Consider the following 26,282-nt stretch of genomic DNA (forward strand, 5'->3'; position numbering starts at 1 on the left):
GAATTTATGCTCAAGTTAAGGGAACGTTGGGATCAATAACTTGAATCGTTACTTTGGCGAAGTGACCTACATACACCTTACATTTCATATAAAGCTTATGTTCCTATTACCAGATGGAAAGCGTGATATCCAAATATCCCTTGTTAACTTTCCTGTATATTTGGTCCACCTGAACAGTTCTTAGTTCCTTTGTCGTGGTGATGTTCGTGGAGTTTATCATTTGTGAGACCGTTTCGTTTATGTCCGGGTCCATATTGTTGTGCAGGTGTGTTGCAATGTTGTGTTGGTTATGGTCGATTATCTTTCTTTCAATAGTGGATACTATGCTGTTGTTCAGTTCTGCAGGCATGTAACTGGTTCCATATGTTGTGTTCGTGCCGTAATTCAGTATGTATGCTGCTATCAACATTTCAGTGTCCTTGTTTTCATCTTGTGGATTGCTGATGAATATATTTTCTGTGCTTTTTGTTTGGCCTTGCCTTATCAGGCTTCTAAGGTATTCTGAAGGGAATACGATGTCTGTCACTAGTACTGCAGTTGATACTGCTGCCTCATCGATGGTTTTGTTGAACGCCTGATGATATGCGTAGAACTTTGTCTTATTGGATGAATTATGAAGTTCTTCAAGCATGCTGTCATTTATGTTTGCAAAAAGTTCATCTCTGGATGTTCTGGTGTTTAATGGTAGTGTTATTCGTGAACTTTGGCGGACTGCATCGTATGGGGGTGTCATTCCAACTGATATGGAGCTTTTTAGTGGATAATCTTCTACAGGTTCCCAATTTGCTTCAAGGTGGTATTCATATCTGCCTCCTATTCTTTTATCGAGGTATGAAGCAATTGCTGTAGATGTCTGTTCTTTATGTTCCCGTGCAATTGGATTTATGTAGCGGATAGTTCCATTGGCCTCGATTGCAAGCGTTAATATCATGTCTTCTGCGATCATATCTGCGAAAGTACGATGATGTTGCTGCCTTCCGAAAATTGTATTGATGGGGTCGTTAATGATGGCATTTTCAGGAGTTGTTATGCCTGTGATCGCAAGAGGTGTGATCTCATATTCAAATTCATCTATATTTGAGTTGAGTACTGAGCTTAAAAGGTGTGTGTCAAAGTCCTGTGTTGCGGTGTATGCTGCTGCATCGTATTGCCTTTCTGCCATTATGGATGGCATAATGATGACTGTTGCAATAGATATCAGTACAAGGAAAAATAGGGCATCTGCTGTTGAAGAGAATGCACGCTGGTCCTCTATGAGTTTCGTTTTTGGCATATTTCCCTTCTTTATATGTATCTTTTCCAGAGTCGGACCGTAAGAGTTCCTGATGTGTATTGTGCAGGATTTATCTCTATAATAACCGGGATAGATGCTGCTATCACATTTCCGCTTGCTGCAGCTTTACTTTTATGGATTGACCAGTGGTGTTTTCCGTCATCGGTATGGATCTCTACTGTGAATTCATTGTTGGCGGAGAATCGTGCAAAGAAAAGTTCATGTGTCTCTCTGTCTGAGACCGGGTCTGAAATACCTTCAAGTACTTCAGCGGATATTATGTCTGGGCGTGTTCCCTGTATTTCATCCCAGCTGGCAATGCTTTCAGCTATGCGGGATGCTTCTTCGTAATTCTCTATAGAATGGCTCTGCTCATCGTAGATGAGGTAGGCTTTTGACATGACTGCAGCAAAGACCACAAATCCAATGACTATCAGTGCTGTGGCAAGGATATCATTGTGAGGTTCAAGGATTGCTTGCTCGTCATTGATGAACAAGTATAACTTCAAGTCTATTGACCTCGGAATCGTTTTTCAGGTAAATGGATGTTTTTTCAATATTGACTATTTTTCCTGTATTTAATATTACTTCCTGGCTGCCAACAGTTGAGATCACCTCAAGGATTGTGGTTGTATCAGTGATCAAAGGATGTGCGAATGTGCCGGGCTGTCCATTGAAATTGTTCGAAAGGACTTTTCTCATTTCAGTTTCATTAAGTGGAATTGTTCTGAACGTGAGTGGTTTGACCGAGTGAATTATCTTCTCGCTGTGGGTCGTTTCAAATCGTATGTATTCGTCGGAAATGAATGCATCAATCGGATATTCTGAATTGAATGAATATGTGGTATTTTGTATGATGCTATCGGGCGAGATACTACCTATGTCCTCAATTGATGCCTTTAGTTTAATAGCTTCGGAATCAAGTTGTCTTTGCATTTGAATGTCGCTAAAATCGGCTCCGATCTGGTAGAATGCTGCAAGGAGGATTATGCTTGTTATCATCAAGGCCGCTTTTGATAGTGTGAACTCGATCCAACCGTTTCGATCCTTGAGCATATCCTGGATTGTATGGGGTAGTATTTCGTTTTTCATTTTTATTGTTCAGATATTTTAATGAAGAGCATTCCTGTGCTGGTATCTCTTTCGCTTTCAAGTTTCAGTTCATGGTGCCCGGGAGTTATTACATATGCTCCGGTCATGTTCTCGTTGGAAAATGAGGATATTGAATCGTATATGATGTGTCGCTCATCGATTTGGATGTAGTAGTTTTTGGAGTTTGAAGGCCATAAATTATCTTCGTTCGGTAGTTCTCCCATATGCACGTATACATTCTCAGGAATGTCAATCTCCAGATAAATGATGCTTCCTTCTCCGCGTACGGATATCTGTTCGGTGTTTGATACGAGTTTTTCAATTTCAACGATGGCAAGATTTTCGTCTGATTTTTCTTTTAGATCAGAGATCGCAGTGAAAAAAAGTATCATTATGAGTAATATCAGGAGGGATGCAATTGTGAACCTTAAGGGCAGTGAATCGGCTGCCCTTTCGTTTTTGAAAAGTGAATTCATTTTGTGGGTATTGTAATGTTAGTTGCTTTTTATCGATTGTATAGCTTCTTCAAGTGTAAGTTGCAGTTGCTCTCCACTTTGCATGTTCTTTACTGTCAATTTGCCTGATTCTATCTCTTTTTTGCCTACGATGACGGCGTAATCTGCCTCTGTATTGTTTGCATGGGATAGTTGTGACTTGAAGTTGCGCTTCATGATGTCCATGTAGACTGTCAGTTCTTTTCGCATCTTTGTTGCCACCTTTATTGCATCGGTGCGGGTGTCATCAGTTGCTACGATCACTACTTTGTTTTCCTTTGGAGGCTGTATCTCACAGATCTCCATTATACGATCGAAGCCAACTCCGAATCCGGTGGATGGTATATCTCCGCCGCCAAAGAGGGATATGAGCTGGTAGGCGCCGCCACCACAGACCTGGTTCTGTGCACCAAGGCCTTCTGCATATATCTCGAATACCATTCCTGTGTAATAGTCCAGTCCTCTGGCAATGCCAAGGTCAACGTTGTAGTCGATCTCATATGCGTCAAGCAGGTTGAGAAGTTCTTCGAATTTGTCGATCTCTTCGATATCTCCTAGTATCTCTCTTGCTTTTGCGATAGCCTCTGAACCGCTCAGGCAGATGAGCTCAAGAAGGTTTCTTCTGAGTTCGGCAGGTGCGTTGATCTCCTCAAAGTAATTGTCAAGTCCTTCATCATCCTTTTTATCGACAAGGCGCATGATCTTGCTCTTCTGTTCGTCCTCTGTATCCTTGAGGATGTGGCGTATAATTCCCAAGTGTCCAACATGCAGGTCCCCTTTGATACCTGCTGCTTCTATCATGTTCGTTGCAAGGGCAATGATCTCTGCATCTGCATCTGCGCGGTTGCTGCCTATAACCTCTACACCAAACTGCCAGAATTCCCTGAATCGTCCTTTTTGTGGCCTTTCATATCTGAAGCAATTCTCAAAATAGAATAATTTAAGAGGTCTGGGCATTGCCTGCATTTCATTGACGTACATCCTCATCACAGGGGCGGTAAGCTCTGGACGCAATGTCATGTCCCTGTCACCTTTGTCGCTGAAATTGTAAAGTTCGCCTACCACGCCTTCTCCTGATTTAAGGGTGAAGAGCTCCAGATGCTCGAATGTGGGTGTAATGACTTCTTTATATCCCCATTTTGTCACTACCTGCCTCATGATGTTCTCTACATTTCTCCTTCGAGCGGTCTCTTCTGGAAGGAAGTCCCTTGTACCTCTTGGTTTGCTGACTTTCATTTTGATCGAATCCTGCTGATGCAGATTATTATAATAATTTCCGTTAACATGTTTTTGCCATTTTGCCTGTTATAGTATGTAGGACCTATGGGCGTTTGGCTGATGTATAGTAAGGAATGATGTATTTTAGATTTTCGATTAGTTTTCTCATGGTGGTGCCCTATGAATTACTGAATTTTGTTTTATTACGATAACTCGATGTTTTATTTCTCTGTGGCTGAGCTATCTTTGTTTGATGATTTATATGCTGGATATTTTTTTCTGTGATGGTTTATTGATAATGTGAGTTTGTTCGACGTATCAAATAACCCTTGAATATAAACCCATGCCACATATTGACACACAACGTATAAATACGAGTGAGCTATTGTAGGGGTGCTCTCAGTGAGCTGGTTGCTGTCGATTCTGACACGATCTACTGAGAGTTCGAAAAACGTCATACATTTCACGTATGTCGACACATTCTCCAAAAATGTGTCATAATCTTCCGATCAGGAAGGTATATATGCGATGAGATGTATTATGAGAATCCCGCACAACGTGCGTGGAATTTCAATCACCTCCATTTCAAAATCATTAGTGGAGACCGGAGCTTTTCCGGTCTGACGTTGAAAGTGGCAGTTCGGTTAATTCTGACTGATAGTGACTTTATCTATCAAACAGAACTAACCAACTATTGTGCAAAGAAAACAACTCTCTAATTAAACAAAAGAGTTCTTTTCCGACAATTCTTAGTTAACTTCCAAATTTTGTGTGCTTTAACAAATAACTCTGGTTGATCCTGCCAGAGGTTACTGCTATCGGTATTCGACTAAGCCATGCGAGTTAAATGTTCTTCGTGAACATAGCGAACTGCTCAGTAACACGTGGATAACCTGCCCTTAGGTTCGGCATAACTCCGGGAAACTGGAGATAATTCCGAATAAACCATTGATGCTGGAATGCTTTTTGGTTCAAAGACTTCGGTTGCCTAAGGATGGATCTGCGGTCTATCAGGTAGTAGTGGGTGTAAGGTACCTACTAGCCTACGACGGATATGGGTTGTGAGAGCAAGAGCCCAGAGATGGATTCTGAGACATGAATCCAGGCCCTACGGGGCGCAGCAGGCGCGAAAACTTTACAATGCGGGAAACCGCGATAAGGGGATACCGAGTGCCAGCATATTATGTTGGCTGTCCACATGTGTAAACGGCATGTGTTAGCAAGGGCCGGGCAAGACCGGTGCCAGCCGCCGCGGTAACACCGGCGGCCCGAGTGGTAATCACTTTTATTGGGTCTAAAGGGTCCGTAGCCGGTTTGATCAGTTCTTCGGGAAATCTGACAGCTCAACTGTTAGGCTTCCGGGGAATACTGTCAGACTTGGGACCGGGAGAGGTAAGAGGTACTACAGGGGTAGGAGTGAAATCTTGTAATCCCTGTGGGACCACCAGTGGCGAAGGCGTCTTACCAGAACGGGTCCGACGGTGAGGGACGAAAGCTGGGGGCACGAACCGGATTAGATACCCGGGTAGTCCCAGCCGTAAACGATGTTCGCTAGGTGTCAGGGACGGTGCGACCGTTTCTGGTGCCGTAGGGAAGCCGTGAAGCGAACCACCTGGGAAGTACGGCCGCAAGGCTGAAACTTAAAGGAATTGGCGGGGGAGCACTACAACGGGTGGAGCCTGCGGTTTAATTGGACTCAACGCCGGAAAACTCACCGGGGCGACAGCAAGATGTAGGTCAAGTCAAGCTAAAGACTTTACCTGAATCGCTGAGAGGAGGTGCATGGCCGTCGTCAGTTCGTACTGTGAAGCATCCTGTTAAGTCAGGCAACGAGCGAGACCCGTGCCCACTGTTGCCAGCATGTCCTTCGGGATGATGGGTACTCTGTGGGGACCGCTGGTGCTAAACCAGAGGAAGGTGCGGGCTACGGTAGGTCAGTATGCCCCGAATCTCCCGGGCTACACGCGGGCTACAATGGCTGGGACAATGGGTTCCTACACCGAAAGGTGATGGTAATCTCCTAAACCCAGCCGTAGTTCGAATCGAGGACTGTAACTCGTCCTCGTGAAGCTGGAATCCGTAGTAATCGCGTTTCAACATAGCGCGGTGAATACGTCCCTGCTCCTTGCACACACCGCCCGTCAAACCACCCGAGTGAGGTATGGGTGAGGGCACGGATTTTGTGCCGTGTTCGAACCTAAATTTCGCAAGGGGGGTTAAGTCGTAACAAGGTAGCCGTAGGGGAATCTGCGGCTGGATCACCTCCTAAGCAACGATCCGCACAAAGCGGATCAACGCTATCAGTCAGAAATCGATAAACTGCCACTTTCAACAAACCACTTCAATGAAACAAGATTTCGCTGGAAAAAATGCGAGCGAGGGCTTGTAGATCAGTTGGAAGATCGTCGCCTTTGCAAGGCGAAGGCCCTGGGTTCGAATCCCAGCAAGTCCATTGGATCAATTACGATTCACAATCATCAAGTGCACCGAGCAAGTAATGTTGCTTGGGAAGGATGGATGCGCCCTTTCCCCGATATTGGGCGCTATGAGATCATGTATATATTACATATCAGACGCTCACTGGACAAAGTGAGATGGACTCTGGTAATTATGCCGTCAGGTGGATGGCTCGGCTCAAGCGCTGATGAAGGACGTGCCAAGCTGCGATAAGCTCAGGGTAGACGCATGGAATCTATGAACCTGAGATTTCCTAATGAGACCTCTTAGCACATTTGTGCTGATCAGTCATGATCGGGAACGCCCCGAATTGAAACATCTTAGTAGGGGCAGGAAGAGAAATCGAAGAGATGCCGTTAGTAATGGCGAATGAACACGGCAAAGTTCAAACTGAATCCCTCCAGTAATGTGAGGGAGATGTGGTGTTGTAGGAACTTTCTAAGGTTCCGACCTTTTCTTAGCTGAACTTTTCTGGAACGTTAGACCGTAGAGTGTGAAAGTCACGTAAGCAAAGAAAAGAGGAACTGGAAATGTTCCTGAGTACCGTGTGTTGGAAATCACGCGGGAATTTGGGAGGCACCAACTTCCAAAACTAAATACGTCTTGAGACCGATAGCGAAGTAGTAGGGTGACCGAAAACTGAAAAGTACCCCCAAAAGGGAGGTTAAAAGTGCCTGAAACCTGATGGTGATGGAGCGATATGGCATGAAAGGATCTTTAGTTCGAAGGAATCAACCGCGAGGTTGTAGTACGAGTTCTAATGCCGATGTCATATCATACGTTTTGAAGAACGGGCCAGGGAGTGTAACTAAGTGGCGATGGCTAACCTTTTATCTGGGAAGCCGAAGCGAAAGCAACAAGCACGCAACCCCTCACGGGGTGAGGTGCGGCGTATACAAGTGCGTGGAGTCACTAAGTTACGACCCGAAGCCGGGTGATCTAGGCGTGGGCAGGTTGAAGCGTGGCGAAAGCTACGTGGAGGACCGCAAGCGGTATTGATCTGCAAATCATTCGTGTGACCTGCGTCTCGGAGTGAAAGGCTAATCTAACCCGGCATCAGCTGGTTCCTTCCAAAACATGTCGCAGCATGACCTAACTGGAGATAGTCGGTGGAGTAGAGCACTGATTGGTGGTCCCGGGGGAGAAATCCCTCAGCCGCTTGTCAAACTCCGAACCCACCGTCGTCGTAGAAGGTTGGAGTCCGGGCTACTGGGGTAAGCTTGTAGTCCGTAAGGGAGACAACCCAGCCCGTGGTTAAGGTCCCTAAGTGTCGACTAAGTGTTAATACTAAAGGGCGTCCTAAGCCCTAGACAGCTGGAAGGTTAGCTTAGAAGCAGCTATCCTTTAAAGAGTGCGTAACAGCCCACCAGTCGAGGTTTGGGGCCCCGAAAATGGACGGGGCTCAAGTCGACCACCGATACCACGGAGTACCGAAAGGTAATCTTGTAGGAAGGCGTTGCGTTTGGGCAGAAGCAGGGCTGTGAAGTCCTGTGGACCGAGCGGAAACGAAAATCCTGGTAATAGTAGCAGCATAGTCAGGTGAGAATCCTGACCGCCGAAGGGGCTAGGTTTCCTCGGCAATGATCGTCAGCCGAGGGTTAGTCGGTCCTAAGTTGTACCGTAATTCGAGTACATCAAAAGGGAAACAGGTTAATATTCCTGTACCATTTAACAATAAAACTGACGTTTCGGGGCAGGCTGAGCGGCGCCGTCGCGCCGTCTAAGCATCGAACTCTGTGGAGAGCCGTAATGGCGAGAAGCAGACGAATATGTTATGGCGAAAGTCAGCTTCACCCTGGAACCCGTGAAAAGGGAGTTAAATGTCCGTACCGAGATCTGACACAGGTGCCCCTAGCTGAAAAGGCTAAGGCGTGTCGGAATAATTTGGCTAAGGGAATTCGGCAAATTGGCTCCGTAACTTCGGGAGAAGGAGTGCCTGCCGTGTAGACGGCAGGTCGCAGTGACCAGAGAACTCTAACTGTCTAATATCAACATAGGAGATCGCAAACCCGTAAGGGCTAGTACGATCTCTGAATCCTGCTCAGTGCAGGTACCTGAAACTTCGGTTCAACGGAAAGAAGGGCCTGTAAACAGCGGGGGTAACTATGACCCTCTTAAGGTAGCGTAGTACCTTGTCGCTTAATTGGCGACTTGCATGAATGGATCAATGAGAGTTCTACTGTCCCTAGCCAGAGTCCGGTGAAGCTTACATTCTAGTGCAGAGTCTAGAGACCTCTAGGGGGAAGTGAAGACCCCGTGGAGCTTTACTGCAGCCTGTCGCTGGGGTGTGATTTTGGATGTACAGTGTAGGTAGGAGACGTCGAAGCCGGTGCGCCAGCATCGGTGGGGTCTTGGGACACTACCCTTCCAAAGTTACGCCCCTTACTCCGAGAGGAGGACCCCGATAGGTGGGCAGTTTGCCTGGGGCGGGACGCCCTTGAAAAGATATCAAGGGCGCGCAATGGTTAACTCAAGTGGGTCGGAAACCTACTGAAGAGTGCAAGAGCATAAGTTAGCCTGACGTGATTCGGCACAGTAGCGGATCACGAGACGAAAGTCGGTTCTAGCGAACCTTTATGTCCCGCTTGGTGCGGGCTAAAGATGACAGAAAAGTTACCCCGGGGATAATTGAGTCGTTGCCGGCAAGAGCACATATCGACCCGGCAGCTTGCTACCTCGATGTCGGTTCTTTCCATCCTGGCTGTGCAGCAGCAGCCAAGGGTGAGGTTGTTCGCCTATTAAAGGAGATCGTGAGCTGGGTTTAGACCGTCGTGAGACAGGTCGGTTACTATCTACTAGAGGTGTCTGTAGTCTGAGGGTAAGTTGCTTTTAGTACGAGAGGAACAGAGCAACGGCGCCACTGGTCGATCGGTTGTCTGACAAGGCACTGCCGAGCAGCTACGCGCTAAGGAATAAGAGCTGAATGCATCTAAGCTCGAAATCTGACCTAAAAAGAGACTACGTTAAGGATTCCGGTAAAAGACCGGATTGATAGAGTCGGGATGTACGCACCAAGGCAACGAGGTGTTCAGTCCGCGGCCACTAATATCTGTGCCTCATCCGTTTTGCTTTGTCCAGGCGAAATCTGATATGTAATATAATAACATGATCATTTCCAGTATTAGAGATGAGTATGGCGGCCATAGCGGCAGGGCAACTCCTGTTCCCATTCCGAACACAGAAGATAAGCCTGCCCACGTTGCTTACTGTACTGAGGTACGAGAGTCCTCGGGAAATCTGCGTCGCTGCTATGCTCACTCTTTACCTTAACTTTTCTTCGATCTGCTACAACTCATGAGTTGTAACTTTATCTTTTTCTGGTATTCAACAGTCATTGAGCTTTGCTTAAAGTTAGTACTGAGCTGGTGTCTTATCATCAGACTTGTGCCTTCATTGTCGCAATGTAAAGGCTTATATGCCTGTATTACCTACTAGGATTCGTTCAAATGCCAAGGTGGCGGAGCGGCTACGCAATCGCCTGCAGAGCGATTCCATTCCGGTTCGAATCCGGACCTTGGCTTTCATCCGTTAAAAAAGTAAAGTCTGATTCAGCATCCTGACCTCTTGAGCAAAGCTCAAAGGTTGCGCGCTGCAGAAGCGCTGATCTGGATTCGGACTTTGGCTTTCATCCATTAATATGAGTCCGAGTACGGCGGCCATAGCGGCAGGGCCACTCCTGTTCCCATTCCGAACACAGAAGATAAGCCTGCCCACGTTGCTTACTGTACTGAGGTACGAGAGTCCTCGGGAAATCTGCGTCGCTGCTGTGCTCACTCTATTACCCTTTTTCTTTTACTGATCTTAACTCACTAGCTTTGAGTTTGCTGTTCTGATATGTTCTTATTCATGATCACAGTTTTGCAGATTCGAATCGCTATGAGCTATCGTTTCTCAGTTTATTTCTTTGATTTCTAACATAGTTACTCTGATCATATCATGAATTTGCTAGGATCTAGAGCTTCTAAATTATTCTTTATTCCAATGCTTAACTGCATCAGAATCTCTCGTAAAATCTTCGATTTGACGTGATGATGAAAGGGACGCACGCTGCAGAAGCTCTGATCTGGGTGCATGATCTGGCTTTACTTCCGCAGAATATATCTACTTTATTGGATATATTAACTAGTTGTAATGTCATGTGAACAGATTATTTCTGGTACGATCATTCTTGGGGATGAACTGGAATCGATTGAAGGTTATATCTGCGTGGAGAATGGACTCATAACTGAAATTGGTGAAGAGTCCACAAAAAGTAAGAATATCATTGCTCCATGCTTTGTTAATTCACACACTCATATCGGAGATTCCATTTGCAAGGACCCTGTACTTGGTTCATGTGAGAACTTCAGGGTGAAAAAAGACCTTGATTCATTGGTACGTCCTCCTGATGGGTTAAAGCACAGGATACTCGGAAAAACGTCCTATTCTGATCTGGTTAATTCCATGAGGTCAACTATAGAAGATATGTTGGCAACCGGAACTTGTGCTTTTGCTGATTTCAGAGAGGGCGGGGTTCTCGGTATCCTTGCATTAGAAGAGGCTATTGATGATCTCATCATTGACAGCATAATTCTTGGAAGGCCGAATGATCCGGATTCATCGATTGATTCTGTATTAGCAGATGTTAATAGAGTCCTTCGGCATGCAGATGGGCTTGGGATGAGTGGAACAAATGATGTTGATATGGAACTTCTGCGTAGATCCAGAAAGTCATCAACAAATAAGAACAAGATGTTTGCTATCCATACAGGAGAAAAATCTGACAATGATATCGATAAAGCTCTCTCTCTTGATCCTGATATTTTGATCCACATGACGCAAGCAAAAAAATCAGATATAATGGCAGTTGCAGATGCTACTATCCCTGTTGTTGTATGTCCCCGTTCTAACTTCATAACCGATGTGGGGATGGCTCCTATATCTGAAATGTTGGAATCTGGGGTTACTGTAGCAGTTGGTACTGACAATGTTATGCTGAATTCAGTTAATATGTTTTCTGAAATGGAGGTACTATCCAAGGTTTTTGGTCTTGAGGATAGACAAGTATTTAAGATGTGCACGCTAAATGGGGCATCTATTCTGGGATTTAATAATATGGGTTCCATTAAGAAAGGTAACAAAGCCAATCTTATGATTCTGAATGGTACTTCCAATAACCTGATGGGTGTGAATGATCCTGTAAGCGGAATGGTCCGAAGAGGCAGGCCAGATGATATTTTATCCATAATCCATGCAAACGAATGATGGCGAGGGGTAATATGACAAGCGAATTGTACAAGAAAATATTGATAGCAACCGATGGTTCTGAAAAGAACAAAAAGGCAATATCTTATGGTATTGAATTTGCAAAGTTGAGTGGGGCAAAATTGTATGTTGTTTACGTGGTGGATACCGCTGCGTTTGCTTCAATTCCAATGGATGCAGGGTGGGAAATGATGTATGAACTTCTGGAGACTGAAGGCAAAGATGCAGCAAAGGGAGTTGAAGAGCTTGCAGCAAATGCAGGTCTGGAATCCGAATCAGCTGTCCTCGAAGGTCACCCCAGCCATGAGATAATTGAATTTGCAAAGAACAATGACATTGATTTAATAGTAATGGGTACACTTGGAAAGACCGGAATTGACAGGTTCCTCCTTGGAAGTGTGGCCGAAAAGATCACTCGCAACTCAGAAGTTCCCGTACTTATTGTACGTGGTGACCAAAACGAATAAAATCAATATTGAGGTTAAAAAAACATGCCTAAGGATACACTCGTTAGAGACGTAATGGTAAAGGATGTTGCATCTGTATCTCTTCCCGGCTCAAGGGATGAGGTTCTTTCCATTCTGAAAGACAAGCGGGTTTCAGGACTGCCTGTTATTAAAGACAATAAAGTGGTCGGTATTGTAAGTCGATCCAACTTACTGAAGAATCCCACTGAAGAGCAGTTGGCACTATTGATGGCACGTGACCCTGTTACAATAACTTCTGATGAGGATATCACAATTGCAGCCCGTCTTCTTCTTAAACATGGCATAAGAAGACTTCCTGTAGTTGATGATGGTAAACTTGTGGGTCTGATCTCAGTTGCCGATGTCGTAAGCGGCATGGTGGATCTGAATATTACTGATCCAATTGGTGAATATCTTAACCATGGTGTTGGTCCTGTCTGGTATCAAACCCCTCTCCCTGTAGTTGCCCGGCATATGGAACTTGCTCATGTAAAAGCAGTTCCTGTGATCGATTCATCTCTTGATCTTGTAGGTATCATTTCTGATCGGGATATCATAAGTTCAAGTGTTATCGAGGATTCTGTTGAAATGTCTGACATGTCTGCAGGCTCTGATGATGATGAATGGACCTGGGAAAGCATGAGGGATACAATGAGCATCTATTATAGTGTCTCAAGGATCAAAGTGCCGGAAGTTCCTGTGGAGGAGGTCATGGTCAAAGATCCTATCACCGCATCAAACAACATGGGTGTAAGTGAATGTGCACTTAAAATGAAAAGGCACAGAATAGATCAGATGCCTGTTGTAGATGCAAATCAGAAATTTATCGGACTTTTGAGAGATCGCTACCTGTTAAAAGCACTTCTTAAGTACTGATTCTGAAGTTGCCAGAGACATTTTGTCTCTGGTATTTTGTTTTATTTATTTTCATAGGTTGTTTTGTTATGGATAAGCCATTTACTTTCATCAATTCAGCAATGTCTGCTGATGGTAAGATCTCCACAAAGGAACGAAAGCAGGTTCGCATCTCCGGTGATGTGGACTTTGATCGGATGGATGAGCTTCGTGCAACTTCTGATGCCATCATGGTTGGAATAGGTACTATTCTTGCAGATGATCCAAGTCTTACTGTTAAGTCTGAAGAACGCAGATCTGCTCGCAAGAGCAAAGGTGCTGATGAAAATCCGGTTCGTATTGTAATTGATAGTAAAGCGAGAACTCCTCTGGATGCTGATATCTTCATAAAAGGAGAGGGTAAACGTATAATTGCAGTTTCAGGTTCAGCACCTGTTAATAAGGTTGAGGTACTTCAGCAGAAAGCATTGGTCATAAGAACAGGGGATGAGAAGGTTGATCTGTCTGCATTAATGAAAGAACTGAATTACATGGGTATAAAGCGCCTTATGTTAGAGGGCGGAGCAACTCTTAACTGGGCTATGCTTTCAAACGGTCTTGTAGATGAAGTATATTCATTCGTAGGCAATCTGTTGATAGGTGGTGCCAGTGCTCCAACTCTTGTTGATGGTACTGGTTTTGCAGAATCTGATATCCTATCGCTGGAACTTAAGAGTATGGAAAAGATGGATGAAGGGGTTCTCCTGAAGTGGGCTGTCATTAACAATAACTAATAATTTGGCATGTTCTATTATTTTTCCATTTTTTTTCAACATCGGTTTTGTCACATTGTGTCTAAATCGTGCAAAACCTTTAAATTAAAACAATGCTACTTTTATTCATGTACCGATATAATGATTCCTTAAATAAGATTATGTCATAGTTTTAACTGGTGATGGTATGAAGTCCAAAATATATCTTCTTGGATTGATCTTGGGCGTGGTCCTTGTTGCAGGGTGTGTTGCAGAGTTACCTCCTGTAGATGATGCCGGATCATTGGAATCGGGTGAAAGGGCAGCTATCCTTGTTACAGATCAGCAGCAAATAGATGATGCACTTGAAAATGGTCCTGTTCTAATCAAAGCAGGTGCTGATTGGTGTCCCCCATGCAGACAATTGGATCCGGTCATCGATGGGCTTGCAAGAGACTATGAAGGGCGTGCAACAGTTATGTATATTGACACTGAGCTCACTCCAGGGCTTGGCGCCAAATTCAATGTATATTCAATACCTGATACAACTGTGATCGTTGACATTGAAGATGGAAATTATGTATTCATGAGGTATGGTGGTGTAAAAGAAATGGATCGTAATAAAGCCAGAATTATCGGTTATATGGATAAGGGTACTTTTGAAACGATCCTCGATCATGCGATCGAATACAGGGAAGATATTTCCGAGGGTTAATATTTCTTTGAATAGATTTTATATTGGTATTGGGTGATTGAAAATGGAATTTGGAGGGGTGACACCGCTAGCGGCATTTATGGCAGGGTTGATCAGTATATTTTCTCCCTGTGTCCTTCCACTCCTGCCCGCAATATTTGCTTATTCGACCTCTAAAGGACCTTTAAGGCCCTTTGCAATAGTGCTCGGTCTTACAATATCTTTTACCGTTATGGGGGTTGTAACATCTGCATTTGGTTCGTTGTTCCAGCAATATCTTCCATATCTTAGCTTATTTGCAGGTCTTATTATCATACTTTTTGGAGTCACACTACTCTTTGATCTTGGTACCTTCAACATATCTGGTAGCTTTTCTGGAATTGGTGTACAAGAAAAAGGTCTTCTTGGGGGTTTACTTTTTGGAATGTCGCTCGGCATCATATGGATACCCTGTGTAGGTCCGATATTAGCATCCATTCTTACATTGGTGGCTATTGAAGGCGACATTGCCTATGGTGCTTTCCTGCTTTTCATTTACTCAATGGGGGTAGGTATCCCAATGCTTGTGATAGCATATTCTGCGAATATTTCTTCATCAGCTCTTAGCAGCATCGCGAAGTATGACTCGTATCTCAAAAAAGGTGCAGGTATAGTATTGATATTTGTTGGTCTGTGGATGCTTTATACCAATGTCCTGTTAAGACTATAATCTCTCTATATGGGGAGTTATTGCTACGATCATAACAGATGAAGCCTAATGGTAATAATAGGAATAAAAAAAGATTGAAGAAAAGATCGGTGTATGGTATCAACACTCGTCCTTTTCTTTTGCAATGGCAACAAGCTCGTTGACACAGGCAACAGCCATTGGTGTTCCGCCACGTGTTCCAATGCAGGTGATAGATGGAACGTCCATCTTCCTTACTTCTTCCTTGGATTCTGCTGCGTTGACGAACCCAACAGGGGTTCCGACTATAAGTGCCGGTTTGATGCCGTGCTCTATCATCCTGCACACTGCAAGTGCTGCAGATGGTGCATTTCCGATAGCCACAATAGAACCTTCAAGCCTGTCCCTTGCTAATAGGAATCCTGCAGCAGTTCTTGTGATGCCATATTTCTTGGCAACTTCTGCATTCTGGTCTTCATCAAGGACACAGATTACTTCACAGTCATGTCCTTTCTTTGTAATTCCAGCTTTGACCATGTTGATATCTACGAAAATTGGAGCGCCATTTTTAATAGCTTCAACTCCCGCATCTACAGGATTGTTGGTGTAGGACATAATATCTGCAACTGATGGATCTCCTGTGGAGATCACACAACGTTGAGTTACACGTTCTTCTGGGGTTTCCTTTTCTCCCTTAACTATAAGGTCGTGAGCAATGCGACGACTTGTCATGTAGATGGTCTTAGCTTCATCTGTGCGAGCACCCGAGTCAGAACAATCTTTAATAAGCTCCTGATCGATGTTAACTGTCATCTCTACCAGATCTTCAAGTTCCGGGATGTCCTTATTTTTGTTTTCAGTAGTCATATTTCCTCTGATACCCCCTGGGTGTGATTATCTTCTCGCCTTTCTCACTCTTCCAGATGCGAGAGTCAGCATTACAGACAATGATCATTGTGCTCATGTCTACCCAGTCATTATAGTCAAGCACATCTTCAAGGGTTGTGACAATGTAGTCCTGGCTCTCTCCACGAAGTGCATTCTTGACAAGTCCTACTGGCACTGATCCGTCCTTGTGCTTCTTTATGATCTCAATAGCCCTTGAGAAATTGGAATGGCGCTGCCTGCTCTTTGGGTTGTATAGTGATATCACAAAATCAGCAGATGCTGCTGCATCCAGGCGCTTCTCAATTACTTCCCATGGTGTAAGGAGGTCACTAAGACTGATAACTGAAAAGTCATTTACAATAGGTGCACCGAGTACACTTGCACCGGCAGTGATGGCAGTAACTCCGGGAAGCACTTCTACATCGACATCAAGATCTTCGTGCTCTGCAACTTCAAGAACAAGACCTGCCATACCATAGACATTTGCATCTCCACCGCTTATCATGGAAACGACCTTGTTCTCTTTAGCAAGGTTTACTGCCTTTTTAGCACGGTCTACTTCTTTACCCATTGCACTGCGGATGATCTCCTGTTCGCCCAGGAGACTTTCCATCTGATCAAGATAGGTGCCGTTGCCGACAATATAATCTGAATTCAGTATAACGTCTCTGGCACGTACAGTAAGCTGTTCAACAGAGCCAGGTCCAATGCCGATAATAAATAATTTACCATTTTCATTTTCATTCTGCGATTGCAATTGTGATCCTTCCATATACTTTTTTTTCCAGTATCAATTTCTTATTATCAGATAATGCTAATGCTGCCGGCTCAGCAACACCTTTGAGGCCAAATCGGCTTGCCTGTGAGTCGGATGGCACTTCAAAAGCGTTCAGGACGTCATCAGGCAGGAACTTTATCTCAAATCCCATTTTATCTATCGCTTCTATAAGGCCGGTCTCGTTCTCCTTTAGGGTGGATGATGCGAACATCTTTATTTCACTTTCATCCCTTCCGACCTCATTCAAAGCATGCTTTACAGCATCGATGACCTCTTCGGATGATACGCCTCTGCGAGCACCTATTCCAAAGTACATTACTGGTCCGCCTTATCTTTTTTCAACACCGAAACATCATTTTCCACGATAACTATCTTTGGCCCCTTTATCTCCAGGACTTCCACGTCCTGATCAAGCAGAGCACAGTTAACGTCCCTCGTGGATTCCTTGTTAACGATGTCGTATCCCAGCTTTGCTGCAATACCTTCTACAGAGTTGCGATTGTGTACTTCAGTAGCTGTAGTTATAACGGGAACTACGCCCATCTCGGATATTTTGCGTACAAGCTCATTTGCACCATGATGTCCTCCGAGCAGTGATATGGCGAAGTTCAGATTGGAATCGACCACCACTACGGCGGGGTCTTCCCATTTATCGACTACCAGTGGTGCGATCTCACGCACGACTATCCCTGTTGCAAAGACTGCAACCAATGCCTGGTAGTCTTTGAAGATCTCCTCAAAGATCCCCTTTTTGTAAATAATAACATCTGCATCGATGTGGTCTGCAAGTTTGTTGGCCACATCGAGGTTACGTTCAAATGTTATTACAGCGGTTTTTGTGCTACTCCGTATAAGTGTGACCTCCTGTAATCGACAGGGTCTACTACACCGCCGATAAGGATCATTGCGGAACGTATGATGCCTTCATCCTTTACCTTCTGTGCAATGTCCGCTACTGTGCCATAAATAATCTTCTGGTCAGGCCAGGATGCGTGGAATACAACAGCTACCGGGGTATCGTCTGAATACTCTACCTTTTCCATGATCTCTTCGATCTTTTGGGTGCCGAGGAAGACTGCCATTGTTGTATTGTGTTTTGAGAGACCTTTCAGATCATCTTCTTCCAGTGTCTTTCCTGCAGGGCGTGTGATGATGAGGGTGTCGGAAACACCATTGAGTGTAAGCTGGGTGCCAAGTGCTGCAGCGGTTGCGAAAACAGAAGAGACTCCTGGTACACGCTCTACTGTAATATCGTACTTCTTCAGCTCTTCCATCTGCTCAACGACGTTACCGTAGAGGGATGGATCTCCGCTGTGCAGGCGTACGACCTTCTTTCCTTCCTTAATGGCATCTGCCATTTTCTTTGTGATCTCGTCAAGGGTCAGGCCATAACTATCTACCTTCTCTCCCTTACAGTAGTTGACGACTTCAGGGTTCACAAGTGAACCTGCGTAGACAACAAGATCTGCTTCTTCCAGTTTCTCGCGTCCAAGAAGTGTGATAAGTTTTGGGTTTCCCGGTCCGGCACCCACAAAAGTAATTACGTTATCTGTCATTTAAGATGGCCTCTTTAGTCCTTTTTCGCATACACGATGCTGAAGTAGTTTCCTTTTTCAGGGATCTCTTCTGAGTTCTTGATAATAACTTCTCTGTCAGAGAATAGTCTCTCTGCAAAGACAAATTCGTTATATCCTTCCTTTCTAAAGTCATCCATGATCTCTTTTGGATGGACTGCCTTGAGTCTGATCTTGTGCTTCTTTTCAGATCCATCGCTGACCTCAAAGGAGCTATCAACTTCTGCATCAGCTCTTGCAGCAAAGGATGTTATTGAACTTATTCCCGGTACTGTTGAAGTTTCAACGTCAGGGTAATGCTTGTTCATGACACGCTTCAGGTGTGTGAACGTGGAAAAGAAATTTGGATCTCCTATAAGACCGAAAGCGACAGTTCCGTTTCTTGATTCATCTGCAATAAGGTCAGCATTCTTCTTCCATACTTCGTTCAGAACATCATAGTCCCTTAACATTGGGAAATCCAGAATCACTGGTGTCGCATATGGTTCTACAAGTTTTGCTGCCATATCTCCAGGTACATACACCTTATCGCTGCTCTTGAGAATTTCCACAGCTTTAAGTGTAAGAAGTTCCGGGTCACCTGGGCCAAGTCCTACTCCTATCAACATTTTTCTATCTCCACTGTATTATAAATATTATCGATTATGTATCATTAAAGGCGTCAGTTCCTTTTTCATTCACTCTGCAGTTTACCTACTACAATATAGACCGGGTTCTCGGGTTTGAACATTGTTTCGCCTGTAAGTTCATAACCCCTGGTAATGGTGACGTGGATGACCTCTGAGTATATTCCCAGTTCTTTCATCTTATTCATCACACTGACCACGGTTTCGATCCTTACCGCGTTAACAACAATATTTCTTGCCTTTTTCTTATAGAGCACATCCAGTACCTTGGATATGTTCTTTGTCCCGCCTACAAACGCACAGTCAATGGATCCTATCTCAGCGTTCTCATCAATAGATTCGGAAGATTCACCACTAATTAGTGTAACATCCTCAACGCCGAAGTTCCTGAAGTTCTGTCTTGCAACATCGATTGCTTTTTCTCTTGCATCGATGGCAACGACCTTAAGGCCACGTGCTATTTTCGATGCTTCAATAGAAACAGCACCTGTTCCACATCCTACATCATAGAATGTGATCCCGTCTTTCAGGTCCATTTTTGATAGTGATATCGCAATGACCTCTGGCTTTGTTGGCCCTCCGCTTATGTGCAATAGATCTGACATTTTTCACCTAACTAAAGTAAATTGGAGTTAATTAGATATAGCATAATAAACGTTGTCACATAAAAGGTTGTTGTGAATGAATACTAAAAAACATCTGTTAATATTGGGAACAGCATCTCATGTTGGCAAGAGTGCAGTTGTGACCGGTCTTTGTCGCATACTTTCAGCTAACCATAAGGTTGCTCCTTTCAAAGCACAGAACATGAGTCTTAACTCATGGATCACACAGGACGGGAAAGAGATCGGCATCGCTCAGGCAATACAGGCGATGGCAGCAGGCATTGAGCCGACTGCAGACATGAATCCTGTACTGCTTAAGCCCAAAGGGGATCGTGTTTCACAGGTAATACTCCTGGGGGAGCCCTATGCTGACAAAAGTGCAGGCTCATACTATGACTCCATAGAGGAAACTCATGATGTTCTCAGAGGTGCACTTCAAAGGCTCGCAGATGAGTACGATATCATTGTTATGGAAGGCGCCGGCGGCGCTGCTGAGATCAATCTCTATGAGCGCGATATTGTCAATATCGGTACTGCAAGACTGACCGATGCGCCTATCATTCTGGTAGGGGATATCGAAAGAGGTGGTGTTTTTGCAAGTATTTATGGTACTATTGAGCTCCTGCCTGAGGATGTACGTAAGAATGTCTGCGGTTTTATCATAAACAAGTTCAGAGGCGATCCTACAATACTGGAGTCCGGTCTTACTGAGCTTGAAGAGCGCACAGGTATCCCTGTTCTTGGGGTTCTTCCACATTTCAAGCTGCGTATTCCTTCTGAGGATTCCGTATCCATTGGTGATAAGTCCTCTGACGATGCCGGAGTTCATGATGTTGATATTGCGGTCATACGCCTTCCCAGGATCTCCAATTTCACGGATTTCGAGCCTCTGGAACGTATGGCAAAGGTGAGATATGTGGATCTTGATGATGATCTTGGTACTCCTGATGCGATTATAATCCCTGGTACTAAGAACACTACCAGTGACCTGCACGATCTAATGGAAAGTGGAATGGCTGGAAAAATAAGATCCTTTAATGGTAAGGTCCCGATACTTGGTATCTGTGGCGGTTACCAGATGCTTGGAAATTCAATTGTTGATTCCGGCATTGAAGGCGGCGAATCTGCTCGCTTTGAAGGTCTTGGCCTGCTCGACATTGATACTGTGTTCGATGCATATGAGAAACGAACAGTTCAGGTAACGAAAACCATTAACGAATGTGGTCCTATTCTAGGATGCATAAATGGTGAGGTTGTAAAGGGATATGAGATCCATATGGGCATGTCAACATCAAATAGACCGGTTTTCGGAGATGATGGTTGCGCTGATGAAAGTGGTCTTGTGATCGGCACATATCTTCATGGATTATTTGAGAACCAGAATGTCAGGCATGCTCTTATAAGATATCTGGCTGAAAAGAAGGGTCTGGTCTTTGAAGATGAGGACATTCCTGAGCAGGATCCTTATGACGAACTTGCTGATGTTATGCGAGAACGTCTGGATATGCCTCGTATCTATGAAATGCTTGGATTAGGTCCTGAAGGGCTCTGATCCGCATTTGACTTTTACTTTACTTTTCTTTTCCTTTTTCTTTTTTTCTCTTCAGATCATATCTATCCTCCTTTTGCATTAACTTCTTCTTTTGTTTCCTGCTGATGTATTTACATTATCAGTTTCATCAGCATCTGTATTATGTGGATGTGGCTTGATCTGCATTGTATTCTCTATCTCTTTTTTCCTTTCTGCGAACTGAATAAAGTTTATATACAAAGACATTTGTTATACATTATTGTACACAATTATACATTAATGCAAGAAGGTGTCATGATGAAACGTTGTCTCCAAAAATTAATTGATGGTTATGATCTGACAATGGCCGAGGCAGAAGCAGCCATGGAGCAGATACTCGAAAATGCTACAGACGCGCAGATCGGTGCATTTGTAATGGGTATGAAGATGAAAGGCGAGACTCCGGAAGAGGTCGCAGGATTTGTAAAGGCCATGCTGAAAGAGGCTAATCTGATATCTCCTGATGTATCAGGTACTCTTGTGGATATAGTTGGTACAGGTGGTGACCGCCACAACACTATCAATATTTCAACAACAGCTGCTATTGTTGCAGCAGCTGCAGGGGTTACTGTGGCAAAACACGGTAACTTTTCCTTCACATCCCTCTCAGGAAGTGCGGATGTCCTTAGGGAGCTCGGGATAAAGATAGACCTTGAACCCGATCAGGTCAAAAAATCGATTGAGGACATTGGAATTGGCTTTATGCTCGCCCCGAAGTTCCATCCTGCAATGAAGAGGGTAGTGGGACCACGGAAAGAGCTTGGGGTAAGGACTATGTTCAATATTCTCGGTCCTCTGACAAATCCTGCGGGTGCAAAGTCACAGGTCATAGGTGTCTTCGACAAGAACCTGTGCAGGCTTATGGCAGAAGTTCTCTGCAAGCTTGGTAAGGAGCATATACTAGTACTTCACGGCGATGGAATGGATGAGGTCAGTACAATTTCCGAAACATACGTCGTTGAGCTCAAGGACGGCGCAATCTCAACATATACAATAACTCCTGAGGACCTGGGGATCCCGAGGGCTAAAGCTACTGATATTGTAGGTGGTACTCCGGAAGAGAATGCCCGGGATATTCTTTACATCTTCAATGGTGAAAAAGGTCCGAAACGTGATATTGTCGTCGTCAATGCTGCAGCTGCGATCTACGTTGCAGGTATGGCTGATTCCATAAAGGAAGCCATCCCGATTGCAGAAGAGGCAATTGATAGTGGCAAAGCATTAGATAAATTGAAGGAGTTCATCGAATTCACATCCGGCGAAAAGGTGGAAAATGAATCACTCAACACGTGTCAAAGTATGCGGCATGAAGTCTGTTGAAGACGTCGATCTCGCAGTAAGTTCAGGTGCAGATGCTGTTGGTTTCATAACCGATGTTCCTGTTGAAACGCCAAGGAAGATCGATCTCAAAAAGGCAGAAGAACTTGTTTCTCAGGTGCCTTTTTTTGTGGATTCAGTATTGGTTATCATGCCAAAGTCTGCCACAGAGGCTATTGATATGATTAATTCCATAGGACCTGATGTGGTTCAGATACACAATGCTCTTGGTATTGATGATCTGGGATATGTTCGTGATAATACAGATGTTAATATAATTCGCACCTTCCATGTTCCTTCGGAAAGTAATGTGCTGGTGAATGAACTTGTAAGTGAGATCAATTTGCTTTCATCTGAAGATCTTATCGATGGCATTCTGCTGGATTCTTATGTTTCCGGTAAGGTCGGTGGTACAGGTCAGGTCCATGATCTTTCTATAAGCAGGCAGGTCGTGGAACTTGTGGATCTACCTGTGGTATTGGCAGGTGGCTTGAATGCCGAGAATGTTGCAGAGTGTGTAAAGCAGGTCTCTCCCTTTGCTGTGGATACAGCTTCAGGTGTTGAAACCGATGGGATAAAGGATGCTGAAAAGATGAGGCGTTTTGTAAAAGAGGTTAGGTGTGCAAGATGATATCGTTCGATCTTACAAAAGATGAGTTCACAAAGCTTGTGAATATTTCAGAGAAACCTGCACTTGTACAGCTGATGGCTAAAGTAAGGTCGGATTGTACTCCTTTGCAGTTATATACAACTTTCCAGGCTGAAAATTATTCTTACATGCTTGAATCGGTGGAAAAAGAAAAAAAGCATGCACGTTTTTCCTTTGTTGGTGCTTATCCTGATGTTGTTGTTAAGATAAGTAGACGCAAGCTTACTCTTGAATACGGGGTAGATTCTGTACTGATCGATGCTATTCGTTCAAAGCTGGATCTTGAATTTGAGAACATTGTGGATGACGGTTCCATTCTGATGGCCGATATAATGGATGGCTCGGATGTGGTGGATGCACTCCGTACAGTATTCCCTACAGCCGATGGAACTGTTCTTCTAAATGAGAAAAGGTTTGACAGACAGACCTTTCTTGGGGGTGCCATCGGTTACAATGGTTATGACATGATCTACGACTGCTGGTTAGATATTGGCAGGAGTCATCAATCAGATGTTCCTGATATGCAGTTCATTCTTACTACTCGGACATTTGTCTTTGATCACCTGACCGATGAGACTTACATGGTGGTGACGCCATTTGCAGGTTTGGATTGCGATCCCGGTAAATTGTATGATGATGCGCTGAATGAAGCTGAACGTATGTGCCAGTGTCTTCGCGATGCAGCCGCTGTCCGGCTTGGCGAAGTGCCGGCGGTGTCTGGCTCATCAGAAGCTGTCTGCAATATGGATCAGGATTCATTTGAAAATGCAGTACGTGCAGCAAAGCAGCATATTCTGGATGGGGATATCTTCCAGGTGGTACTTTCCAGACGCTATTCGATGGAAATAGAACAAACTCCTCTGGAGTTATATCGTACCCTCAGGGATATCAATCCCAGTCCGTATATGTACCTGTTCAGTTTCCGCGACCTTGACATTGTGGGTGCTAGTCCAGAGACTCTTATGACAGTTCATGAGCGCAAGGTAATAACAAATCCTATCGCAGGAACATGCCTTCGGGGTAAAGATGAAGCTGAGGATGATGAATTTGCTGCTAAGATGATGTCCGATAAGAAAGAGCGTGCTGAGCACGTTATGCTTGTGGATCTTGGTAGGAATGATGTACGTATGGTCTCAAAGTCCGGTTCGGTGGAGGTCAGTGATTTCATGAGCGTTGTGAAATATTCTCACGTGCAGCACATAGAGAGTACTGTTTGCGGAGAACTTCGACCCGAATGTGACCAGTTCGATGCTACACGAGCTATCTTTCCTGCAGGAACTCTTTCAGGTGCTCCTAAAATAAGGGCAATGGAGATCATCGATGAGTTCGAGCCATCAGCACGTGGGATCTATGGGGGTGGAGTTGGATATTACTCGTGGAACGGTGATGTGGATACGGCCATTGTCATAAGGACAGTAATTATCAAGGATGGTGTTGCCAATGTACAGGCAGGGGCCGGCATCGTTGCAGATTCCGATCCGACTTATGAATATGAGGAAACAGAACGCAAGATGGCTGCCATGATCGCTGCCATAGGGGGTAAACGATGAAAATACTTTTCATTAACAACCGGGATTCGTTTGTATGGAATCTTGTGGACTATGTTTCCATGTTCGAATCTGATACTCTGGTCGTTCCAAATACTATCTCTGTAGATGAGGTTCGGAAAATATCTCCTGATGCAATAGTCATATCTCCAGGTCCTGGAAATCCTGAAAACAGTCGTGATGTCGGAAGTTGCATTGAGATCATCCATGAATTTGGTGCTAGGATCCCTATACTTGGGGTTTGTTTTGGTCATCAGTCTATAAACACTGCTTTTGGTGGATCGGTAGGTCATTCGAAGGGTGGTCCGGTGCATGGCAAGGCTTCAATAGTAATACATGACACTTCATCTCTGTTCGATGGAGTCCCTACCTCATTCTATGCAGGCAGGTATCACTCTCTTTCAGTTGAAAGGCTGGCAGAAGATCTGGAAATAACTGCACAGGATGAGAATGGTCTGATCATGGGAATTAGGCATAAAGAATATCCGATCTATGGCGTCCAGTTTCATCCGGAGTCAGTCCTGACACCTGAAGGTTTAAAACTCATTGAAAATTTCCTGAAAATTGCAGGTATGGGGACGAAGGATTAATGTCCATTGGCAGCATGTGAATATGCATGATCATCGGACTTACTGGAACTCCTGGCACAGGTAAAACTTCTGTTTGCAGGATACTTGAGGGTCGTGGATATCGTGTTATACACATGAACGACCTTATCAAGAATGAACATCTTTACAGTGAGGTCGACGAGGCACGGGATACTGTTGTAGCTGATATGGACAGAGTGCTCTCTCGTGTATGTGAACTTGTGGGTGATGATGAAGCTGTAACCATACTTGACAGCCACATGTCACACTACATTGCTGACATCGTGATAGTGTTGCGAACTGCTCCTTCCGAACTTAAGAAACGTCTGGAGGCTCGTAATTATTCTGATGCCAAAGTGCAGGAGAATGTTGAAGCTGAAGGTCTTGATGTGATCCTTGTGGAATCTGTGGAATGGTGTCAGCTGGTCTATGAGGTAGATACCACTGGCAGAAATGCTGATGATGTTGTCAAGGATGTTGAAACGATAATTTCCGGTATTCTTTCAGGCGATGATACTCTTGTTTACTCTCAATACAAGCCGGGTTCGTTCGACTGGAGCGAAGATATCTTTTAAATTGGAATGCTTTATTTTGGGATCGGCTTGTCGGGTGTAACTCCATAATACTCCGTTCTGGCTTTACCCCATATGCAGCCTTTTTTTCCAACGATCTTCAATTCAATTTTTTGAATTGCTTTACCTATACTATTTCCTGCTCTCGCAGATCTACAAACAGGGCAGTATTTTTCACAGAATACAGGGGCTTTTTCTTTTGATGTTGTCATTTTGTGGTCTCTTTTAGTTTGTCTTATGAATGCTGAGATTCATCCATCATCATAAATTACATGTTGGTGTCAGCTGATATATTTGTCTGTCATAAATGTGTACAAAACAAGACGTAGTGTAGTAAAATAACCCTTGATTTTAAGAAATAATTTGATATACTTTTC

At 44.3% G+C, this 26,282-nt stretch carries 26 protein-coding genes, 2 tRNA genes and 4 rRNA genes; 18 read left to right on the forward strand and 14 right to left on the reverse strand.

Annotated features, from left to right (window positions below):
- Window positions 1–106: 106 nt before the first annotated feature.
- From J7W08_RS00435 to hisS, 5 genes are read right to left on the reverse strand one after another with little or no spacing between them, the layout of a single operon-like run.
- Window positions 107–1,273 carry a DUF7284 family protein gene (locus J7W08_RS00435; RefSeq protein ID WP_233084757.1) on the reverse strand — a complete coding sequence of 389 codons (1,167 nt, stop codon included), beginning with the start codon at window positions 1,271–1,273 and terminating at the stop codon, window positions 107–109.
- Window positions 1,274–1,284: 11 nt separating this feature from the next.
- Entirely contained in the window at window positions 1,285–1,770 is a 486-nt protein-coding gene (locus tag J7W08_RS00440; protein WP_233084758.1) for a hypothetical protein, read from the reverse strand.
- Entirely contained in the window at window positions 1,757–2,365 is a 609-nt protein-coding gene (locus J7W08_RS00445; RefSeq protein WP_233084759.1) for a hypothetical protein, read from the reverse strand. Before J7W08_RS00445 ends, J7W08_RS00440 begins: the two co-directional genes overlap by 14 nt.
- 2 nt (window positions 2,366–2,367) lie before the next feature.
- Complete coding sequence (locus J7W08_RS00450) at window positions 2,368–2,841, reverse strand: hypothetical protein (RefSeq protein WP_233084760.1); 474 nt, start codon at window positions 2,839–2,841, stop codon at window positions 2,368–2,370.
- Between the two features lie 18 nt (window positions 2,842–2,859).
- Window positions 2,860–4,095: a histidine--tRNA ligase gene (gene hisS, locus J7W08_RS00455; protein WP_233084761.1), complete on the reverse strand. Its 1,236-nt coding sequence runs from the start codon at window positions 4,093–4,095 to the stop codon at window positions 2,860–2,862.
- Window positions 4,096–4,863: 768 nt separating this feature from the next.
- On the opposite strand from hisS, the gene J7W08_RS00460 reads away from it, so the two are divergent.
- The 12 genes from J7W08_RS00460 (at window position 4,864) to J7W08_RS00515 (ending at window position 15,234) form a co-directional block, all read left to right on the forward strand.
- Window positions 4,864–6,344, forward strand: a 16S ribosomal RNA gene (locus J7W08_RS00460).
- A gap of 112 nt (window positions 6,345–6,456) precedes the next feature.
- A tRNA-Ala gene (locus J7W08_RS00465) sits at window positions 6,457–6,529 on the forward strand.
- A 144-nt stretch (window positions 6,530–6,673) separates the two neighbouring features.
- A 23S ribosomal RNA gene (locus J7W08_RS00470) occupies window positions 6,674–9,599 on the forward strand.
- 67 nt (window positions 9,600–9,666) lie between these two features.
- Window positions 9,667–9,788 (forward strand): 5S ribosomal RNA (rrf, locus tag J7W08_RS00475).
- A 194-nt stretch (window positions 9,789–9,982) separates the two neighbouring features.
- A tRNA-Cys gene (locus J7W08_RS00480) sits at window positions 9,983–10,054 on the forward strand.
- Between the two features lie 128 nt (window positions 10,055–10,182).
- Window positions 10,183–10,304 (forward strand): 5S ribosomal RNA (gene rrf / locus J7W08_RS00485).
- The 16S, 23S and 5S rRNA genes sit together here with 2 tRNA genes alongside, the layout of an rRNA operon.
- Window positions 10,305–10,665: 361 nt before the next feature.
- Complete coding sequence (locus tag J7W08_RS00490; protein WP_233084762.1) at window positions 10,666–11,778, forward strand: amidohydrolase family protein; 1,113 nt, start codon at window positions 10,666–10,668, stop codon at window positions 11,776–11,778.
- 14 nt (window positions 11,779–11,792) lie between these two features.
- Window positions 11,793–12,245, forward strand: a complete 453-nt coding sequence (locus J7W08_RS00495; protein WP_233084763.1) for a universal stress protein — start codon at window positions 11,793–11,795, stop codon at window positions 12,243–12,245.
- A gap of 24 nt (window positions 12,246–12,269) precedes the next feature.
- Window positions 12,270–13,121: a CBS domain-containing protein gene (locus tag J7W08_RS00500; protein WP_233084764.1), complete on the forward strand. Its 852-nt coding sequence runs from the start codon at window positions 12,270–12,272 to the stop codon at window positions 13,119–13,121.
- A 68-nt stretch (window positions 13,122–13,189) separates the two neighbouring features.
- Window positions 13,190–13,873: a 2,5-diamino-6-(ribosylamino)-4(3H)-pyrimidinone 5'-phosphate reductase gene (locus J7W08_RS00505; RefSeq protein WP_233084765.1), complete on the forward strand. Its 684-nt coding sequence runs from the start codon at window positions 13,190–13,192 to the stop codon at window positions 13,871–13,873.
- A gap of 166 nt (window positions 13,874–14,039) precedes the next feature.
- Window positions 14,040–14,546: a thioredoxin family protein gene (locus J7W08_RS00510; protein WP_233084766.1), complete on the forward strand. Its 507-nt coding sequence runs from the start codon at window positions 14,040–14,042 to the stop codon at window positions 14,544–14,546.
- 43 nt (window positions 14,547–14,589) lie between these two features.
- Window positions 14,590–15,234, forward strand: a complete 645-nt coding sequence (locus tag J7W08_RS00515; RefSeq protein WP_233084767.1) for a cytochrome c biogenesis CcdA family protein — start codon at window positions 14,590–14,592, stop codon at window positions 15,232–15,234.
- 99 nt (window positions 15,235–15,333) lie between these two features.
- On the opposite strand, the gene J7W08_RS00520 is transcribed toward J7W08_RS00515, so the two are convergent.
- The 7 genes from J7W08_RS00520 to cbiT all read right to left on the reverse strand — a co-directional run bounded on the left by J7W08_RS00520 (window position 15,334) and on the right by cbiT (window position 19,663).
- Entirely contained in the window at window positions 15,334–16,059 is a 726-nt protein-coding gene (locus J7W08_RS00520; protein ID WP_233084768.1) for a precorrin-8X methylmutase, read from the reverse strand.
- Window positions 16,049–16,852 (reverse strand): precorrin-3B C(17)-methyltransferase, encoded by an 804-nt coding sequence (gene cobJ / locus J7W08_RS00525; protein WP_233084769.1) that lies wholly within the window; start codon window positions 16,850–16,852, stop codon window positions 16,049–16,051. Before cobJ ends, J7W08_RS00520 begins: the two co-directional genes overlap by 11 nt.
- Window positions 16,821–17,174, reverse strand: a complete 354-nt coding sequence (locus J7W08_RS00530; protein ID WP_233084770.1) for a cobalamin biosynthesis protein — start codon at window positions 17,172–17,174, stop codon at window positions 16,821–16,823. The genes cobJ and J7W08_RS00530 overlap by 32 nt, the downstream gene beginning before the upstream one ends.
- Window positions 17,174–17,659 (reverse strand): cobalamin biosynthesis protein CbiG, encoded by a 486-nt coding sequence (locus J7W08_RS00535; RefSeq protein ID WP_233084771.1) that lies wholly within the window; start codon window positions 17,657–17,659, stop codon window positions 17,174–17,176. Before J7W08_RS00535 ends, J7W08_RS00530 begins: the two co-directional genes overlap by 1 nt.
- A gap of 23 nt (window positions 17,660–17,682) precedes the next feature.
- Complete coding sequence (cobM, locus tag J7W08_RS00540; protein ID WP_135613175.1) at window positions 17,683–18,414, reverse strand: precorrin-4 C(11)-methyltransferase; 732 nt, start codon at window positions 18,412–18,414, stop codon at window positions 17,683–17,685.
- Between the two features lie 14 nt (window positions 18,415–18,428).
- Window positions 18,429–19,040 carry a cobalt-factor II C(20)-methyltransferase gene (locus J7W08_RS00545; protein WP_233084772.1) on the reverse strand — a complete coding sequence of 204 codons (612 nt, stop codon included), beginning with the start codon at window positions 19,038–19,040 and terminating at the stop codon, window positions 18,429–18,431.
- A gap of 65 nt (window positions 19,041–19,105) precedes the next feature.
- Window positions 19,106–19,663, reverse strand: a complete 558-nt coding sequence (gene cbiT, locus J7W08_RS00550; protein WP_233084773.1) for a precorrin-6Y C5,15-methyltransferase (decarboxylating) subunit CbiT — start codon at window positions 19,661–19,663, stop codon at window positions 19,106–19,108.
- A gap of 76 nt (window positions 19,664–19,739) precedes the next feature.
- Here cbiT and J7W08_RS00555 point away from each other — a divergent pair, with 76 nt between their 5' ends.
- The gene (locus tag J7W08_RS00555) at window positions 19,740–21,215 is read left to right on the forward strand and encodes a cobyric acid synthase (RefSeq protein WP_233084774.1); all 1,476 of its coding nucleotides are present in this window, start codon (window positions 19,740–19,742) and stop codon (window positions 21,213–21,215) included.
- 78 nt (window positions 21,216–21,293) lie between these two features.
- Here J7W08_RS00555 and J7W08_RS00560 read toward each other — a convergent pair whose 3' ends face one another.
- Window positions 21,294–21,440 (reverse strand): hypothetical protein, encoded by a 147-nt coding sequence (locus tag J7W08_RS00560; protein WP_233084775.1) that lies wholly within the window; start codon window positions 21,438–21,440, stop codon window positions 21,294–21,296.
- Between the two features lie 51 nt (window positions 21,441–21,491).
- Here J7W08_RS00560 and trpD point away from each other — a divergent pair, with 51 nt between their 5' ends.
- From trpD to J7W08_RS00585, 5 genes are read left to right on the forward strand one after another with little or no spacing between them, the layout of a single operon-like run.
- Window positions 21,492–22,553 (forward strand): anthranilate phosphoribosyltransferase, encoded by a 1,062-nt coding sequence (trpD, locus tag J7W08_RS00565; RefSeq protein ID WP_233085707.1) that lies wholly within the window; start codon window positions 21,492–21,494, stop codon window positions 22,551–22,553.
- Window positions 22,540–23,181: a phosphoribosylanthranilate isomerase gene (locus J7W08_RS00570; protein ID WP_233084776.1), complete on the forward strand. Its 642-nt coding sequence runs from the start codon at window positions 22,540–22,542 to the stop codon at window positions 23,179–23,181. Before trpD ends, J7W08_RS00570 begins: the two co-directional genes overlap by 14 nt.
- Window positions 23,178–24,749: an anthranilate synthase component I gene (gene trpE, locus J7W08_RS00575; protein ID WP_233084777.1), complete on the forward strand. Its 1,572-nt coding sequence runs from the start codon at window positions 23,178–23,180 to the stop codon at window positions 24,747–24,749. Before J7W08_RS00570 ends, trpE begins: the two co-directional genes overlap by 4 nt.
- Window positions 24,746–25,336, forward strand: a complete 591-nt coding sequence (locus J7W08_RS00580) for an anthranilate synthase component II (protein WP_233084778.1) — start codon at window positions 24,746–24,748, stop codon at window positions 25,334–25,336. Before trpE ends, J7W08_RS00580 begins: the two co-directional genes overlap by 4 nt.
- 26 nt (window positions 25,337–25,362) lie before the next feature.
- Window positions 25,363–25,908 carry an adenylate kinase family protein gene (locus J7W08_RS00585; RefSeq protein ID WP_233084779.1) on the forward strand — a complete coding sequence of 182 codons (546 nt, stop codon included), beginning with the start codon at window positions 25,363–25,365 and terminating at the stop codon, window positions 25,906–25,908.
- Between the two features lie 11 nt (window positions 25,909–25,919).
- Here the strand turns inward: J7W08_RS00585 and J7W08_RS00590 are convergent, their stop codons facing one another.
- The gene (locus J7W08_RS00590; protein ID WP_233084780.1) at window positions 25,920–26,117 is read right to left on the reverse strand and encodes a hypothetical protein; all 198 of its coding nucleotides are present in this window, start codon (window positions 26,115–26,117) and stop codon (window positions 25,920–25,922) included.
- Window positions 26,118–26,282 lie beyond the last annotated feature (165 nt).

Source organism: Methanococcoides orientis, assembly GCF_021184045.1.
GTDB lineage: Archaea > Halobacteriota > Methanosarcinia > Methanosarcinales > Methanosarcinaceae > Methanococcoides > Methanococcoides orientis.

Coding starts and splice junctions, on each gene's coding strand:
- J7W08_RS00520 (WP_233084768.1), bottom strand. CDS start 16,059: ATGACTACTGAAAACAAAAATAAGGACATCCCGGAACTTGAAGATCTG.
- cobJ (WP_233084769.1), bottom strand. CDS start 16,852: ATGGAAGGATCACAATTGCAATCGCAGAATGAAAATGAAAATGGTAAA.
- J7W08_RS00435 (WP_233084757.1), bottom strand. CDS start 1,273: ATGCCAAAAACGAAACTCATAGAGGACCAGCGTGCATTCTCTTCAACA.
- J7W08_RS00545 (WP_233084772.1), bottom strand. CDS start 19,040: ATGTTGATAGGAGTAGGACTTGGCCCAGGTGACCCGGAACTTCTTACA.
- trpE (WP_233084777.1), top strand. CDS start 23,178: ATGATATCGTTCGATCTTACAAAAGATGAGTTCACAAAGCTTGTGAAT.
- trpD (WP_233085707.1), top strand. CDS start 21,492: ATGAAACGTTGTCTCCAAAAATTAATTGATGGTTATGATCTGACAATG.
- J7W08_RS00585 (WP_233084779.1), top strand. CDS start 25,363: ATGATCATCGGACTTACTGGAACTCCTGGCACAGGTAAAACTTCTGTT.
- J7W08_RS00500 (WP_233084764.1), top strand. CDS start 12,270: ATGCCTAAGGATACACTCGTTAGAGACGTAATGGTAAAGGATGTTGCA.
- J7W08_RS00505 (WP_233084765.1), top strand. CDS start 13,190: ATGGATAAGCCATTTACTTTCATCAATTCAGCAATGTCTGCTGATGGT.
- J7W08_RS00515 (WP_233084767.1), top strand. CDS start 14,590: ATGGAATTTGGAGGGGTGACACCGCTAGCGGCATTTATGGCAGGGTTG.
- J7W08_RS00490 (WP_233084762.1), top strand. CDS start 10,666: ATGTCATGTGAACAGATTATTTCTGGTACGATCATTCTTGGGGATGAA.
- J7W08_RS00530 (WP_233084770.1), bottom strand. CDS start 17,174: ATGTACTTTGGAATAGGTGCTCGCAGAGGCGTATCATCCGAAGAGGTC.
- hisS (WP_233084761.1), bottom strand. CDS start 4,095: ATGAAAGTCAGCAAACCAAGAGGTACAAGGGACTTCCTTCCAGAAGAG.
- J7W08_RS00495 (WP_233084763.1), top strand. CDS start 11,793: ATGACAAGCGAATTGTACAAGAAAATATTGATAGCAACCGATGGTTCT.
- cbiT (WP_233084773.1), bottom strand. CDS start 19,663: ATGTCAGATCTATTGCACATAAGCGGAGGGCCAACAAAGCCAGAGGTC.
- J7W08_RS00560 (WP_233084775.1), bottom strand. CDS start 21,440: ATGTCTTTGTATATAAACTTTATTCAGTTCGCAGAAAGGAAAAAAGAG.
- J7W08_RS00445 (WP_233084759.1), bottom strand. CDS start 2,365: ATGAAAAACGAAATACTACCCCATACAATCCAGGATATGCTCAAGGAT.
- J7W08_RS00510 (WP_233084766.1), top strand. CDS start 14,040: ATGAAGTCCAAAATATATCTTCTTGGATTGATCTTGGGCGTGGTCCTT.
- J7W08_RS00580 (WP_233084778.1), top strand. CDS start 24,746: ATGAAAATACTTTTCATTAACAACCGGGATTCGTTTGTATGGAATCTT.
- cobM (WP_135613175.1), bottom strand. CDS start 18,414: ATGACAGATAACGTAATTACTTTTGTGGGTGCCGGACCGGGAAACCCA.
- J7W08_RS00555 (WP_233084774.1), top strand. CDS start 19,740: ATGAATACTAAAAAACATCTGTTAATATTGGGAACAGCATCTCATGTT.
- J7W08_RS00450 (WP_233084760.1), bottom strand. CDS start 2,841: ATGAATTCACTTTTCAAAAACGAAAGGGCAGCCGATTCACTGCCCTTA.
- J7W08_RS00590 (WP_233084780.1), bottom strand. CDS start 26,117: ATGACAACATCAAAAGAAAAAGCCCCTGTATTCTGTGAAAAATACTGC.
- J7W08_RS00570 (WP_233084776.1), top strand. CDS start 22,540: ATGAAGTCTGTTGAAGACGTCGATCTCGCAGTAAGTTCAGGTGCAGAT.